The 13,509-nt window shown below is 60.1% G+C and carries 12 protein-coding genes, 1 pseudogene and 1 riboswitch; of the genes and pseudogenes, 9 read left to right on the forward strand and 4 right to left on the reverse strand.

Annotated features, from left to right (window positions below; genetic code table 11):
* Positions 1-121 precede the first annotated feature (121 nt).
* The 5 genes from pstC to phoB are packed head-to-tail and all read left to right on the forward strand — an operon-like array spanning position 122 to position 5,228.
* On the forward strand, positions 122-1,603 hold the full coding sequence (gene pstC, locus BN77_RS06660; RefSeq protein ID WP_007529779.1) for a phosphate ABC transporter permease subunit PstC: 1,482 nt from the start codon (positions 122-124) through the stop codon (positions 1,601-1,603).
* Positions 1,600-2,922 carry a phosphate ABC transporter permease PstA gene (gene pstA / locus BN77_RS06665; protein WP_007529780.1) on the forward strand — a complete coding sequence of 441 codons (1,323 nt, stop codon included), beginning with the start codon at positions 1,600-1,602 and terminating at the stop codon, positions 2,920-2,922. Before pstC ends, pstA begins: the two co-directional genes overlap by 4 nt.
* A 14-nt stretch (positions 2,923-2,936) precedes the next feature.
* Positions 2,937-3,752 (forward strand): phosphate ABC transporter ATP-binding protein PstB, encoded by an 816-nt coding sequence (pstB, locus tag BN77_RS06670; protein WP_007529781.1) that lies wholly within the window; start codon positions 2,937-2,939, stop codon positions 3,750-3,752.
* Between the two features lie 43 nt (positions 3,753-3,795).
* Positions 3,796-4,509: a phosphate signaling complex protein PhoU gene (gene phoU / locus BN77_RS06675; RefSeq protein WP_007529787.1), complete on the forward strand. Its 714-nt coding sequence runs from the start codon at positions 3,796-3,798 to the stop codon at positions 4,507-4,509.
* A gap of 35 nt (positions 4,510-4,544) precedes the next feature.
* Positions 4,545-5,228: a phosphate regulon transcriptional regulator PhoB gene (gene phoB, locus BN77_RS06680; protein WP_007529789.1), complete on the forward strand. Its 684-nt coding sequence runs from the start codon at positions 4,545-4,547 to the stop codon at positions 5,226-5,228.
* A 100-nt stretch (positions 5,229-5,328) separates the two neighbouring features.
* Here phoB and BN77_RS06685 read toward each other — a convergent pair whose 3' ends face one another.
* Complete coding sequence (locus BN77_RS06685; RefSeq protein ID WP_007529791.1) at positions 5,329-5,862, reverse strand: GcrA family cell cycle regulator; 534 nt, start codon at positions 5,860-5,862, stop codon at positions 5,329-5,331.
* 427 nt (positions 5,863-6,289) lie between these two features.
* Between BN77_RS06685 and BN77_RS06690 the strand changes: the two genes are divergently transcribed.
* The 3 genes from BN77_RS06690 to BN77_RS06700 all read left to right on the forward strand — a co-directional run bounded on the left by BN77_RS06690 (position 6,290) and on the right by BN77_RS06700 (position 9,534).
* Entirely contained in the window at positions 6,290-7,486 is a 1,197-nt protein-coding gene (locus BN77_RS06690) for an aspartate aminotransferase family protein (protein ID WP_007529794.1), read from the forward strand.
* A 42-nt stretch (positions 7,487-7,528) separates the two neighbouring features.
* Positions 7,529-8,446 carry an ornithine carbamoyltransferase gene (gene argF, locus BN77_RS06695; RefSeq protein WP_007529797.1) on the forward strand — a complete coding sequence of 306 codons (918 nt, stop codon included), beginning with the start codon at positions 7,529-7,531 and terminating at the stop codon, positions 8,444-8,446.
* Between the two features lie 92 nt (positions 8,447-8,538).
* Positions 8,539-9,534: an Hsp33 family molecular chaperone gene (locus BN77_RS06700; protein WP_007529803.1), complete on the forward strand. Its 996-nt coding sequence runs from the start codon at positions 8,539-8,541 to the stop codon at positions 9,532-9,534.
* Between the two features lie 8 nt (positions 9,535-9,542).
* Here BN77_RS06700 and BN77_RS06705 read toward each other — a convergent pair.
* The 3 genes and pseudogenes from BN77_RS06705 to BN77_RS06715 all read right to left on the reverse strand — a co-directional run.
* Positions 9,543-9,945 (reverse strand): annotated as a pseudogene (locus tag BN77_RS06705) (transposase); the annotation flags it as partial.
* A gap of 134 nt (positions 9,946-10,079) precedes the next feature.
* Positions 10,080-10,472: a Co2+/Mg2+ efflux protein ApaG gene (gene apaG, locus BN77_RS06710; protein ID WP_007529806.1), complete on the reverse strand. Its 393-nt coding sequence runs from the start codon at positions 10,470-10,472 to the stop codon at positions 10,080-10,082.
* 188 nt (positions 10,473-10,660) lie between these two features.
* A complete protein-coding gene (locus BN77_RS06715; RefSeq protein WP_007529807.1) occupies positions 10,661-11,845 on the reverse strand; it encodes an O-succinylhomoserine sulfhydrylase in 1,185 nt (394 codons plus the stop codon).
* Between the two features lie 45 nt (positions 11,846-11,890).
* Positions 11,891-11,969: riboswitch (SAM riboswitch) on the reverse strand.
* Positions 11,970-12,041: 72 nt separating this feature from the next.
* Between BN77_RS06715 and BN77_RS06720 the strand changes: the two genes are divergently transcribed.
* Positions 12,042-13,136: a 2'-deoxycytidine 5'-triphosphate deaminase gene (locus tag BN77_RS06720; RefSeq protein WP_007529815.1), complete on the forward strand. Its 1,095-nt coding sequence runs from the start codon at positions 12,042-12,044 to the stop codon at positions 13,134-13,136.
* Positions 13,137-13,509: the final 373 nt, after the last annotated feature.

A 13,509-nucleotide genomic window follows, 5' to 3' on the forward strand; every position in this document is an offset into this window, starting at 1 on the left:
GCCGGCATTTCCTTGTCCCGCCAATCGGGACGAGGTCTGAACTTCTCCAAGTTTGAGAGCCGGATCGGTCCGCCTGCCGTTTCCGCTTTTTCGGGGTCAAAGGGCCTGGGGACCTAAACGAATGGGTACATCCATTATACTCTTGTGTCTCGTGGTGCTTGGCGCCGTTGCTTATATTGCAGCGCGCAGCCGTGCTATGGCGCTTGCTGGGGGCAAGTCCTCCACGCTGCATTCGCGACCGGGCTACTACGGCGTCCATGCCGCAATTTGGACGGTGCTGCCGGCACTGATCGTGCTGTGCGCCTGGCTTGCAATCAGTCCGTCGGTCATTGAATCTTCCGTCCGCGGCACTTTCCCGGACGATGTCAGGGCGCTGCCCGCCGCCCAGCAGAATCTGAACTACGGGATGGTCAGCGCGATCGCGCGCGGCCTGCCGCTACTCACTGCGGAGGAGGTTGCCGGTGCTGCCAGCGACCCGGTGGGTCTCCAGGCAAAGCTAGCCTCAAAGGGCGTTCCGCTTGCCGGTCAGCCGCAGCCCTACATGATCGAGGCGGCGCAGAAGCTGAATGCTGAATCCGGCTCCAGCCGCCTCGTAATGACGGCAATCGTTCTTGCGCTGGCCGTTGCCGGTGCTTTCTATGCGCTTCGCGAGGTCGCACCGCGGTTCCGCGCGCGCAACCGCGTCGAGCGCGTTATGCTCTGGGGTCTCCTTTTGGCATCGTCGATCGCCATCCTGACGACAATCGGTATCGTCCTGTCGATGCTGACGGAAGCCGCCAACTTCTTCGCTGTTGTTCCCGCTGCTGACTTCTTCTTCGGGACGGTCTGGGATCCGCGATTTGCTGGTGCCGGCAGCTCGTCCTTTGGGCAATTTGGCTTGATCCCGCTGTTGCTCGGCACGCTTTACATCGGCTTCGTAGCAATGCTGGTGGCGGTGCCCGTCGGCCTATTCGCGGCGATCTACATGGCTGAATACGCTGCTCCCAGGGTCCGCTCGATCGCAAAGCCGCTGCTTGAAGTCCTCGCCGGCATTCCAACGATCGTTTACGGCTTCTTCGCTCTGGTCACCGTCGGCCCATTCCTGCGTGACCTGTCTTCGCAGGTGAGCGGCCTGCTCTCCGGCAACTACACGAACTTCATTCAGGCGCAGAGCGTCCTGACGGCGGGCATCGTCATGGGCATCATGCTGATCCCATACGTTTCGTCGCTGTCGGATGATATCATAACTGCCGTGCCGCGTGCGCTGCGCGATGGTTCGCTCGGGCTAGGCGCCACCCGCTCGGAAACGATCAAGAAGGTCGTGCTTCCCGCAGCGCTGCCAGGCATTGTTGGCGCGCTTCTGATGACAGCGTCGCGCGCCATCGGCGAAACCATGATCGTGGTACTGGCCGCTGGCGTCGCCGCTCGCATCCAACTCAATCCGTTCGAGCCGATGACGACAGTGACGGTCAAGATCGTCAACCAGCTGACCGGCGACCTTGAGTTCACCTCACCGCAGACGCTGGTTGCCTTCGCGCTTGGCATTACGCTGTTTTTCATCACGCTTTGCCTCAACATCTACGCGCTCTATATCGTGCGCAAATACCGGGAGCAGTACGAATGACGGATATTGTTTCTCCGGTTCAGGGCGTTGTCGTTTCAAAGGCGCCTGTACGCCGTGATATCGGCCTGAAGCGCCGCTATGCAGCTGAACGTCGGTTCCGTTTGTACGGCATTGCCGCGATCTCCTTTGGCCTGATATTCCTGGCGATCCTGCTGACGAGCATTATCAGTAAGGGCTACACGGCCTTTCAGCAGACCGCGATCACGTTGCCGATCGAATTCAGCGAAAAGGTACTTGATCCGAACAACAAGCGAGCGACTGACCCCTCGGTTCTGGTTGCTGCGAACTACTCTGTTCTCATCCGCGATGCGATGATCAAGGCACTGAACCTCAATGCGTCGAGCCGTCCGGATGTCCGTGACGCGACCGCGATGGTATCCAAGGGTGCGCCAATCCAGCTGCGCGACATGGTCGTTGCCGATCCGTCGCTGATCGGCAAGACCGTCAATGTAACGCTGCTTGCCGACGCCAACATCGATTCCGCCAACAAGGGTCAGATCGACCTCAAGGTTGACGAAAAGAATCGTAAGGTGAACGATAAGCAGGTTGGGTGGATGAACCAGCTGGCCGAGAGCGGCGCCCTGCACAAGAAGTTCAACACCGGGCTTTTCGTCAACGGCAACTCCAGCCGCCCTGAAGCTGCGGGCCTCGGCGTTGCGTTGATTGGCTCGCTTTATTTGATGCTGATCGTGCTTGTCCTCTCGCTGCCGATCGGCGTTGCCGCGTCGATTTATCTCGAGGAGTTCGCCCCGAAGAACAAGCTGACGGACCTGATCGAGGTGAACATCAACAACCTCGCAGCCGTTCCCTCGATCGTTTATGGTCTGCTCGGCCTTGCCGTCTTCATCAACTTCGCAGGCCTGCCGCGCTCGGCCTCGCTGGTGGGTGGCCTTGTCTTGACCCTTATGACGCTGCCGACGATCATCATCGCCACTCGCGCAGCCCTTCGCGCCGTGCCGCCGTCGATCCGCGCCGCCGCTCTCGGCCTTGGGGCTTCCAAGATGCAGATGGTATTCCACCACGTGTTGCCGCTTGCGATGCCCGGCATCCTGACCGGCACCATTATCGGCCTGGCGCACGCGCTAGGCGAGACCGCTCCGCTCCTCCTGATCGGCATGGTCGCCTTCGTTGCCAACGCGCCTGCAACGCCCTTGGAGCCTTCGACGGCTCTGCCGGTACAGGTCTATATGTGGGCCAACGAAGCCGAGCGTGCCTTCGTCGAGCGCACGTCGGGCGCCATCATCGTCCTGCTCCTGTTCCTGATCGTCATGAACCTCGGAGCCATTCTCTTGCGTCGTCGCTTTGAGCGCCGCTGGTAAACGGAGTAGACATTATGAATATGTTGACGGAAGCAGCAGTTGAGAAAGCGGTTGATCAGAAGATGAATACCATTCCCTACAAGATGATCGGCCAGGACGTCTCGGTTTACTACGGCGAGAAGCGTGCCCTTTTCGATGTGAAGCTGAACATCCGCGAAAACACGGTAACAGCACTGATCGGTCCTTCCGGTTGCGGCAAGTCGACCTTCCTGCGCAGTCTCAATCGCATGAACGACACGATCGACGGCTGCCGCGTTACCGGCAAGATCACGCTCGACGGCGAAGATATTTACGATCCGACCATTGACGTGGTGGAGGTGCGAGCCCGCGTCGGTATGGTGTTCCAGAAGCCGAACCCGTTCCCGAAGACGATCTACGAAAACGTCGCCTACGGCCCGCGCATCCACGGTCTTGCCAGGTCGAAGGCGGACATGGACCAGATCGTCGAGCTCAGCCTGCAGCGCGCCGGTCTGTGGAACGAGGTGAAGGATCGCGTTCATGAGGCCGGAACGGGTCTTTCTGGTGGCCAGCAGCAGCGCCTGTGCATCGCCCGCGCCGTTGCCGTCAGCCCCGAAGTGATCCTGATGGACGAGCCGTGCTCGGCACTCGATCCGATCGCTACGGCAAAGGTCGAGGAACTGATCCACGAACTCCGCGAGAACTACACGATCGTCATCGTGACGCACTCGATGCAGCAGGCCGCCCGCGTTTCGCAGCGTACCGCCATGTTCCACCTCGGCAATCTCGTCGAGGAGAACGACACCGACAAGATGTTTACGAATCCGGACGATCCGCGCACCCAGGATTACATCATGGGCCGTTTCGGTTGATTGCCGGCGTCGGTAACACTCACGATATTCAAGGATGAGCTCTATGGCATCGACACATATCTTTTCTGCGTACGACGATGATTTGAAGTTCCTGTCCCGCCGGATCTCGGAAATGGGTGGTTTGGCCGAGCAGATGGTCTCGGATGCCGTTCGCGCGCTCGTTAACGGCGACACGGCTTTGGCTCAGAAGGTAATCTCCGACGACGTGATCCTCGATCACGCCGAACGCGAGATCGGTGACAAGGCAATCGTCACTATCGCTCGCCGCCAGCCGATGGCGGCCGACCTCCGCGAGATCATGGGTTCCATCCGCATTGCGGCCGATCTCGAGCGCGTCGGCGACCTTGGCAAGAACACCGCCAAGCGGGTCATTGCCGTCCAGAGCGCAGGGGTGCCGCGCAAGCTCGCCCGCGGCCTCGAGCATCTTTCGGAGCTCGCGCTGGTTCAGCTCAAGGAAGTCCTTGATGTCTACACGAGCCGCGCTGCCGATAAGGCGAAGTCGATCCGCGAGCGCGACGAGGAAATCGACGCAATGTACACCTCGTTGTTCCGCGAGATGCTCACCTACATGATGGAAGATCCGCGCAACATCACCAGCTGCACGCATCTTCTGTTCTGCGCCAAGAACATCGAGCGCATCGGCGACCACGCGACCAACATTGCCGAAACCATCTATTACATGGCCACCGGTGCTCAGCCGGAAGGCGAACGTCCGAAGGACGATACCGCCAACACCGTCGGCGCAATCACTGAATAGTCGTTCCGCGATCGCGCCCCAGGAGACCGAAAAGAATGATCCCTAAAGTAGCTGTCGTTGAAGACGAAGAAGCATTGAGCGTGCTTCTTCGCTATAATCTTGAAGCCGAAGGTTTTGAGGTCGACACCATCCTGCGCGGCGACGAGGCCGAGATCCGGCTGCAGGAACGCACACCAGACCTTCTGATCCTCGATTGGATGCTGCCGGGCGTGTCCGGCATCGAGCTCTGCCGCCGCCTGCGTATGCGGCCGGAAACCGAGCGCCTGCCGATCATCATGCTGACGGCTCGCGGCGAGGAAAGCGAACGCGTCCGCGGCCTCTCCACCGGCGCCGACGACTACGTGGTCAAGCCCTTCTCGACGCCGGAGCTGGTTGCTCGCGTCAAGGCGATGCTGCGGCGCGCCAAGCCGGAGGTGCTCTCCACGCTGCTGAAGTGTGGCGATATCGAGCTCGATCGCGAGACGCATCGCGTTCATCGCAAGAGCCGCGAAGTCCGCCTGGGCCCGACCGAGTTCCGGCTTCTCGAGTTCTTGATGGCTTCGCCTGGCCGCGTCTTCTCTCGCTCACAGCTTCTGGACGGCGTATGGGGGCATGACATCTATGTTGACGAGCGCACCGTCGACGTGCACGTGGGACGCCTGCGCAAGGCGCTGAACTTCTCGAATATGCAGGACGTCATCCGCACCGTGCGCGGCGCCGGATATTCCATGGAAGCTTAGGACTTTCCAGGTGAAAGCCGGAGAGACCACCATCACCGCTTCAAAGAAAAACGGGCCCACGTGGGCCCGTTTTTACTGTGTTCCTTATCCGGCTTCCGGGTTAAGCGACCCGGTTGGCTGCCTTGCGGCGCTCGTTAACCGGCTGATAGGCCATGCGCTGATGGTAGGTGCAATAAGGCGAGGAATCTGGAGACTCGCAACCGCAGAAATGGAAGTCGTCCTTCAGCGGATCGCCGACCGGCCACTTGCAGGTGCGCTCGGTCAGTTCGGTAAGGCCGAGGCGGCGCGAAATCGGAACGACCACGTTCGCGGCCGGACGGAAGCTGACCTCCTCGACCGCATCGATCTCGATCTCTTCCTTCAGCATTGTAGCGCCCTGCTGGCGAGTGACCGTGCGCGTGGCGACGCGCGATGCGTAGGCCGGCGCGCGCGGCACGGAAGTGGTGCGCTTGGGCGTTCTGACCGTTGTCGTCGTGCCCCCAGCCTTGGCGCGGCCCGGCAAACTCAAACGGTGGACTTTGCCAATGACGGCGTTACGGCTTACACCGCCAAGTTGTGCCGCGATCTGGCTGGCGCTCAGTCCCTCGGACCACAGCTTCTTCAGTTTTTCAACGCGCTCGTCTGTCCAGTTCATGCCCCTGTCTCCGCCTTATTAGCGTTGGTGTAGGCAGAATCCTTCACCGTTGCCCCGGACGTATCCGAGGCAAGAAACGCTTGCTCGATTTTGGTGACTAGTTCCGCCGCATGCAGTCTAGTAATTGAGTTTTAACCTAGTGTGAGGCTGACTCCGTGACAAGAGTCGGTTGAATCTCGGCGAATCGAATTTCAAGTTTTCCCCAACTTGCTTGGCGCGAGAGTCATTTATGCAACATTAGTTGTTGATAGAGCTGGCACCTTCGTATGGCAGCTTGACGCGTGCGGGAAAACCTCAGTTTTGTTGACATAGCAGTGCGAAAAGTAAATAGTGCTGCTTGCCGCCGAAAGGCGGCATTTTTAATTTCCGGGCATGCGTTCCTTAGCCGGAGTCCGGCCACTGATGGTAATTGACAGGAGATCGCGCCATGGCTGAAGCCGCGCTTTACGACACCTACTCTCGTGCCCCGCTGCGGTTCGAGCGAGGAGAAGGCGTGTGGCTGATCACCGAAACGGGCGAGCGATATCTTGATTTCGGCGCGGGCGTTGCCGTGACCTCCGTCGGTCACGGCCATCCGCATGTCGTGGGTGCGCTGAAGGAGCAGGCCGACAAGGTCTGGCACTTGTCCAATATTTATGAGATCCCCGGTCAGGAAGCGCTCGCGAAGCGGCTGACCGAGGCAACCTTCGCCGACAAGGTGTTCTTCACGAACTCCGGCGCGGAAGCGCTGGAATGCGCGATCAAGACCGCGCGCCGCTATCAGTTTTCGAAGGGCCACCCTGAGCGCTTCCATATCATCACCTTTGAAGGTGCTTTCCATGGCCGCACGCTGGCGACGATCGCTGCCGGTGGCCAGGAAAAATACCTTGAAGGCTTTGGTCCAAAGGCGCCCGGCTTCGATCAGGTTCCTTTCGGCGACGTCGATGCCGTTCGCGGTGCCATCACCAGCGAGACAGCCGCGATCCTCATAGAGCCGATTCAGGGCGAAGGCGGCGTTCGCCCGGCGACTAACGCGTTTCTAAAGGCGCTTCGCGAGATTTGCGACGAGAACGGATTGCTGCTGATCTTTGATGAAGTGCAGACCGGCGTCGGCCGCACGGGCAAGCTCTTTGCGTACGAGTGGTCCGGCGCCACCCCCGACATCATGGCAGTCGCCAAGGGCATTGGGGGCGGCTTCCCGCTCGGCGCCTGCCTTGCGACGGCGGACGCGGCTTCCGGTATGAAGGCTGGCACGCATGGCTCGACCTATGGCGGCAATCCACTTGCGATGGCTGTCGGCAGTGCCGTCCTCGACGTGGTTCTCGCGGACGGCTTTCTGCAGCAGGTGCGGGATGTCTCGCTGGTTTTCCGTCAAGGGCTGGCGTCCCTCAAGGATCGCTATCCTGATATCATCGAGGACGTTCGCGGCGAGGGGCTGCTGCTTGGCGTCAAGGCTGCCGTGCCGTCCTCCGAGCTGCTGCAGGCGATCCGTGCCGCTCATCTGCTCGGTGTGCCGGCCGGTGACAACGTCATTCGTCTTCTGCCGCCCCTGATCGTCACTGCCGACGAAGCCCGCGAAGGCCTTGTACGCCTCGAGCGCGCCGCCGAAGGCTTGCGTGCTTCGAAGGTCAAAAAGACGGCTTAATGGACAGTGCCTGTCGCAAGACGGGCGTGATAGGTAAAGACAATGGCTTCCCCAAAACACTTCCTCGATCTCTCCGCCGTCACGGCATCCGACCTGCGGCTTATCATGAATGACGCAATGTCACGCAAGCAGGCCTTCAAGTCCGGGCAGGGCGATAAGCCGCTCGCCGGCAAGATGCTGGCGATGATCTTCGAGAAGCCCTCGACCCGCACCCGCGTTTCCTTCGACGTCGGTATGCGCCAGCTCGGCGGCGAGACGCTGTTCCTGTCGGGCACCGAGATGCAGCTCGGCCGCGCTGAAACGATCGGGGATACGGCAAAGGTATTGTCGCGCTACGTCGATGCGATCATGATCCGCACGACCGATCATGCCCGCATGCTGGAGCTTGCCGAACACGCAACGGTCCCCGTTATCAATGCGCTGACCGATGATACGCATCCCTGCCAGATCATGGCTGATATCATGACATTCGAGGAGCATCGCGGCCCGATCAAGGGCAAGACGATCGCCTGGACCGGCGACGGCAACAACGTGTTGCATTCGCTTGTCGAAGGAGCTGCACGTTTCGGCTATCGCATGAATATGGCGGTCCCCCTTGGTTCCGAGCCGAAGGATCACTATTTGAACTGGGCCCGCAATGAGGGCGCCGAAATCATGCTTTGCCATGATGCAGACCGTGCGGTCGCCGGCGTCGATTGTGTGGTGACCGATACCTGGGTCTCCATGAATCAGGAACATCGGGCCCGGGGTCACAACGTCTTTCAGCCTTATCAGGTCAACGCGGCTTTGATGGCGCAGGCCGACAAGGATGCATTGTTCATGCATTGCCTGCCCGCCCATCGTGGTGAGGAGGTCACGGACGAGGTGATCGATGGCCCGCAATCCGTGGTCTTCGATGAGGCGGAAAACCGTCTTCATGCGCAGAAGTCGATTCTTGCTTGGTGCCTGGGCGCGATCTGAACCATACTGGACGCCACATCAGGCCGAAAGGGCCTGTGGCCGTGCGAGCGGATGGACACGCTTGTCTGCCGCTCTCAGACTAGGAGAAAACCATGGCAGAACCTGCAGCGACCCTCGGCGAATTCAATTTCGCCGGTGATGATCATGTCGTCCCCTTTCAGGTGGAAGGCCTGGATGTGCGCGGTCGTGCTGTCCAACTCGGCCCGATGCTGGACGCGATCCTTGAGCGTCATCGCTATCCTGCGCCTGTCGCGCGGCTTCTTGCTGAAGTCGTCGTGTTGACGGTGCTGCTCGGCACGTCGCTGAAATTTGAAGGCAAATTCACGGTGCAGACCAAGGGCGACGGCCCGGTCGACCTGCTAGTTTGCGATTTCTCGACGCCGGAGAACGTGCGCGCCTATGCCCGCTTCAATCGGGGTCTCCTCGACAAGGCCGTTGCCGCGGGACAGATTGAACCGGAACAGCTGCTCGGCAAAGGCATGCTGGCCTTTACGATCGATCAGGGCAAGTTCAGCCAGCCTTATCAGGGCATCGTTGCGCTTGATGGAGCGACGCTGGAGGAGATTGCCGGCACCTATTTCCGCCAATCGGAGCAGATCCCGACGCGGGTTCGTCTTGCCGCAGCCGAACTCTTCGACCGCGACGAGGCGGGCAAGCCGCGTCACCGCTGGCGGGCAGGGGGGCTCGTGGCCCAGTTCCTGCCGGAAGCACCCGAGCGCATGCGCCAGCCGGATCTTCACGGCGGCGATGGCGACACGGCGGGCAGCGACCATAAGGAAGATGATGCCTGGGCTGAAGCCCGTTCCCTCGTCGACACGATTGATGCCGACGAGTTGACGGACCCGCAGGTCGGCACCGAGCGGCTGCTTTACCGTCTGTTCCACGAGCGCGGCGTTCGCGTCTACGAGCCGCGCGAGGTCTTCGATCGTTGCAGCTGTTCCCGCGAGAAGATCAAGGGTGTTCTGAAGGGGTTCTCGGCAGAAGAAATTGATGCCAGCCAGGAAGACGGCACGATTTCGGTCACCTGCGAATTTTGCTCAACGACCTATCGCTTCGAAGTGGAAGAGGTGGCCCAGGCTGCTGAGTAATGCGCAAGTCAAGTGGCTTTTTGAGTTGGATCGAAGGTTTGCCTGGTTCGGAGCATGGTCCACAGGACGGTGACGCGTCGGCGGGCCAAGACGATGATGGCCTGGGTGTGATGTTTTCCCTCTGGCCGTTTCCGGTCGTAGAAGGCTTTGGAGAGTGGGTCTCTGGTGGAGACGGCGCAGAAGGCACTCTGGAAGAATACCCGCTTGAGGGCCTTATCGCCGCCAAATGCGCGGCGCCAGTTCCTGGATTTTCCGGATTGGCGGATGACGGGCGTCAGCCGAGTGGAATCGCTCGATAGTGCCGATGTTGGCGATGAGCTCTGCCCACCGCACCGCCCCCATCCCCGGCAGCGAGCGGATGAGGGCACCGTCAGGGTGGCGCTCGAGCAGGGCCTCCAAGTCGCGGTCGATCCAGGTCGGTGAAGCGAGCGGCTCAGCAGCCGGAGCCATCAAGGGCAGCCCGAATGACAACCATACCCGCATCACCTGCGCCCAAGCAGCTTCTCACTGCAGTAGGCACTATGAAAAGAGGTAAGGCCGAGTGATCAGTTCAGGACTCTGAGTAACCCTGGCGAATCCAGCGAGAAGGCGGGTATTGCGACATCGAAAAGCTCGCCTTCATCCGTTTCCATCTGGTAATGGCCGAACATTAGGCCCGAGGGCGTATCGAGTGGGCAGCCAGAGGAATATTCGTAGGTATCGCCAGGCGAGAGCCGCGGCTGCTCGCCGACAACACCAGCGCCCGTGACCTCATCGACAATCCCGTTCTGGTCGGTGATGTTCCAGTAACGGTTCACCAATCGCACGGTCTTGTCGGAATTATTACTGATGACGATCCGATAGCCCCAGACATAACGGTCGTCCTCCGGATCGGATTGCTCCTCCAGGTAAAAGGGTTCGACGACGACTTCAATGTCTCGTGTAAGGGCGCGGTACATGCCTATACCATAGTCAACATACGTTACCGGTATCTTATACGACAACCGATCCGTCAATAAACCGAGAGGCGATCACATCCCGAATGCCTGCCATGGCAGGAGTTTTCGCGTGCTAAATCTAGTTTTCACGCGTTGAGCGTGTCGCAAACTGCGTTCGGCCGGATCGTGTTGACCCGGCCGATAACCTGTCAGGCCTTCACCTTGGCAAGCGCCTGGGCGAAGTCCTCGATCAGGTCGTCCGTGTCCTCGATGCCCGCGGAAAGACGCACGGTGCCGCCGGAGATCCCGAGTTCGGCGCGCGCCTCGTCGCTCAGGTTCTTGTGCGTCGTCGTCGCCGGGTGCGTGATCAGGCTCTTGGCGTCGCCCAGATTGTTGGAGATCTTGACGATTTTAAGCGCGTTCTGGAGGGCGAAGGCGGCTTCTTTGCCGCCCTTCAGTTCGATGGCGACCAGGGTCGAGCCGCCCTTCATCTGCTTGGCAACGATGTCGGCCTGCGGATGGTCCTTGCGGCCGGGATAGATGACCTTGGCGACCTTCGGTTGATCTGCCAGGTAGTCGGCGATCTTCGACGCGTTTTCGGTCTGCTGCTTGACGCGTAGGGGTAGCGTCTCGAGACCCTTCAGCAGTGTCCATGCCGTGAACGGCGACATCGCCGGGCCGGTGTGACGGTAGTAATCTTGCAGGTTCTCGTTGACCCATTCGCGGTCGGAGAGGATGACGCCGCCGAGGCTGCGGCCCTGGCCGTCGATGTGTTTCGTGGCAGAATAGACCACGATGTGGGCACCGAGTTCCAGCGGCTTCTGAAAGATCGGAGTGGCAAAGACATTATCGACGACAACCTTGGCGCCGATCTGGTTGGCGAGCTTCGCAACGCCAGCGATATCAATCACTTCGAGTGTTGGGTTGGTCGGGCTTTCCAGGAAGAACACCTTGGTGTTCGGGCGGATCGCTTTTTCCCAGTTCTCCAGATAGCGGCCATCAACGAGTGTACACTCGATTCCGTATTTCGGCGCCAGGGTTTCGACGACCCAGCGGCACGAGCCGAAAAGGGCACGGGCCGCAACGATGTGGTCGCCGGCCTTCACCTGGCACAAGATCGCGGCGGTGACGGCAGCCATGCCCGAGGCCGTGGCGCGGGCTTCCTCCGCACCTTCGAGGGCGCACATGCGTTTCTCGAACATGTCGTTGGTCGGGCTGCCGTAACGGGCGTAGATATAGCCTTCCGTCTCGCCTTTGAAGCGTGCTTCCGCTGCCTCCGCGCTCTCATAGACAAAGCCCTGCGTGAGGTAGATTGCCTCGGAGGTCTCGCCATACTGCGAACGCAGCGAACCGTCGTGGACGAGTTGGGTTGCCGGGCGCCAAGTCTTGCTCATGAATCACCACTTTCAAACAACAAAAAAACCGGCCGCGAAAGCAGACCGGTTTTGCACCCGGTCCTTTTAGCCACTTGTTTAACGTGGCTGCAAGCCGACCGGCCAAATCACCACGGGATAAAGCTGCAATACTGCCGTTCTATGCTTGCGTCAATTCCTTGAGTTTGGTTTTGTCTCCGACAAATATGGATGGGGCATGATGGCTCGCGTAACAGGAATTTTGGCAGATCGTGCGATTGCCGCCCTTTTTGAGGCTGGACGGCTCACCTCCGAGCGCGAATTGGATCGCGACCAGATCCAGCCGGCGAGCCTCGACCTCAGGCTCGGGGCGAAGGCATTCCGTGTTCGCGCGAGCTTCATGCCGGGCCCCGCGCATCTCGTCTCCGACAAGCTGGATCGCCTGAGCCTTCACGTTGTCGACCTTTCCGAAGGTGCCGTGCTGGAAACCGGCTGTGTCTATATCGTTCCCTTGATGGAGCGCCTGGACTTGCCGGCCGATATGTCGGCCTCGGCTAATCCCAAGAGCTCGACCGGGCGCTTGGATATCTTCACGCGCGTTATCACCGATTATGCGCAGGAGTTCGACAAGATCCCGGCGGGCTATTCAGGCCCTCTCTACCTGGAAATTAGCCCGCGCACGTTTCCGATTGTCGTGCGCCGGGGCTCACGCCTGTCGCAGATCCGCTTCCGTGTTGGCCATTCTGTGCTCGGCGAGCCCGAGTTGCTGGCGCTTCACGATGCAGAAACGCTGGTCGCCAGCAAGCAGCCGAACGTATCGGGCGGCGGCATCGCTCTGTCCATTGATCTCGCTGGTGATAAGGATGGCCTGATCGGCTACCGCGGCAAGCACCACACTGCCGTCGTCGACGTCGACAAGAAGGCGCAGCACGACATTTATGATTTTTGGGAGCCGCTCTTTAGCCGCGGCCGCAACGAACTGATCCTGGATCCGGACGAGTTCTACATCCTCGTCTCGCGCGAAGCTATCCATGTGCCGCCGCACTATGCTGCCGAGATGACACCCTTCGATCCGCTGGTCGGCGAATTCCGTGTGCATTATGCGGGCTTCTTCGACCCCGGTTTCGGGCACGCACCCGCGGGCGGCCGGGGCAGCCGCGCCGTGCTCGAGGTCCGCAGCCACGAGGTTCCCTTCATTCTCGAAGACGGCCAGATCGTCGGTCGCCTCGTCTACGAACATATGCAAGAGCATCCTGAAAGCCTCTACGGCTCCGGGCTAGGCTCGAACTATCAAGCTCAGGGCCTGAAGCTCTCGAAGCACTTCCGCATCTGAGCGCTCTGGTGTGCTCGGTGGCTGCTTGGCAGTTTCTCGCCGGCAGCCGCGGAGCGATCTTCAACCATTCGTTCAACGGCGAATTCCAAAGAATAGTGTTCGACGCGTGATGAAACGCGGCCGATAGAATCCTCCTGAGGTCTGTCAGCTTCAGCAGATTATTTTCTGCAACGGGCCGCAGCCAATGACGATCCCAGGCAATGATTTCAACAGGTGTAAGCCACCCAAATGCTCGTGCGGTCACGAAGATCTCGTGCCGGCTGGACCTAAGAAGGATGCAGAGGCTCGGGCGGAAGAAGAGATCAACGGCAGGCAGGCCCGCCAAGTTCAGCGTTGGGGGGCCGAGCCGTCAGGGATTAGCCGAGCACGACCA

The organism is Rhizobium mesoamericanum STM3625 (assembly GCF_000312665.1).
GTDB classification, from domain to species: Bacteria; Pseudomonadota; Alphaproteobacteria; order Rhizobiales; family Rhizobiaceae; genus Rhizobium; species Rhizobium mesoamericanum.

What these genes read in the sequence shown, in the direction of transcription:
- pstC (WP_007529779.1), top strand. Translation starts at nt 122, where the DNA reads ATGGGTACATCCATTATACTCTTGTGTCTCGTGGTGCTTGGCGCCGTT.
- pstA (WP_007529780.1), top strand. Translation starts at nt 1,600, where the DNA reads ATGACGGATATTGTTTCTCCGGTTCAGGGCGTTGTCGTTTCAAAGGCG.
- pstB (WP_007529781.1), top strand. Translation starts at nt 2,937, where the DNA reads ATGAATATGTTGACGGAAGCAGCAGTTGAGAAAGCGGTTGATCAGAAG.
- phoU (WP_007529787.1), top strand. Translation starts at nt 3,796, where the DNA reads ATGGCATCGACACATATCTTTTCTGCGTACGACGATGATTTGAAGTTC.
- phoB (WP_007529789.1), top strand. Translation starts at nt 4,545, where the DNA reads ATGATCCCTAAAGTAGCTGTCGTTGAAGACGAAGAAGCATTGAGCGTG.
- BN77_RS06685 (WP_007529791.1), bottom strand. Translation starts at nt 5,862, where the DNA reads ATGAACTGGACAGACGAGCGCGTTGAAAAACTGAAGAAGCTGTGGTCC.
- BN77_RS06690 (WP_007529794.1), top strand. Translation starts at nt 6,290, where the DNA reads ATGGCTGAAGCCGCGCTTTACGACACCTACTCTCGTGCCCCGCTGCGG.
- argF (WP_007529797.1), top strand. Translation starts at nt 7,529, where the DNA reads ATGGCTTCCCCAAAACACTTCCTCGATCTCTCCGCCGTCACGGCATCC.
- BN77_RS06700 (WP_007529803.1), top strand. Translation starts at nt 8,539, where the DNA reads ATGGCAGAACCTGCAGCGACCCTCGGCGAATTCAATTTCGCCGGTGAT.
- apaG (WP_007529806.1), bottom strand. Translation starts at nt 10,472, where the DNA reads ATGTACCGCGCCCTTACACGAGACATTGAAGTCGTCGTCGAACCCTTT.
- BN77_RS06715 (WP_007529807.1), bottom strand. Translation starts at nt 11,845, where the DNA reads ATGAGCAAGACTTGGCGCCCGGCAACCCAACTCGTCCACGACGGTTCG.
- BN77_RS06720 (WP_007529815.1), top strand. Translation starts at nt 12,042, where the DNA reads ATGATGGCTCGCGTAACAGGAATTTTGGCAGATCGTGCGATTGCCGCC.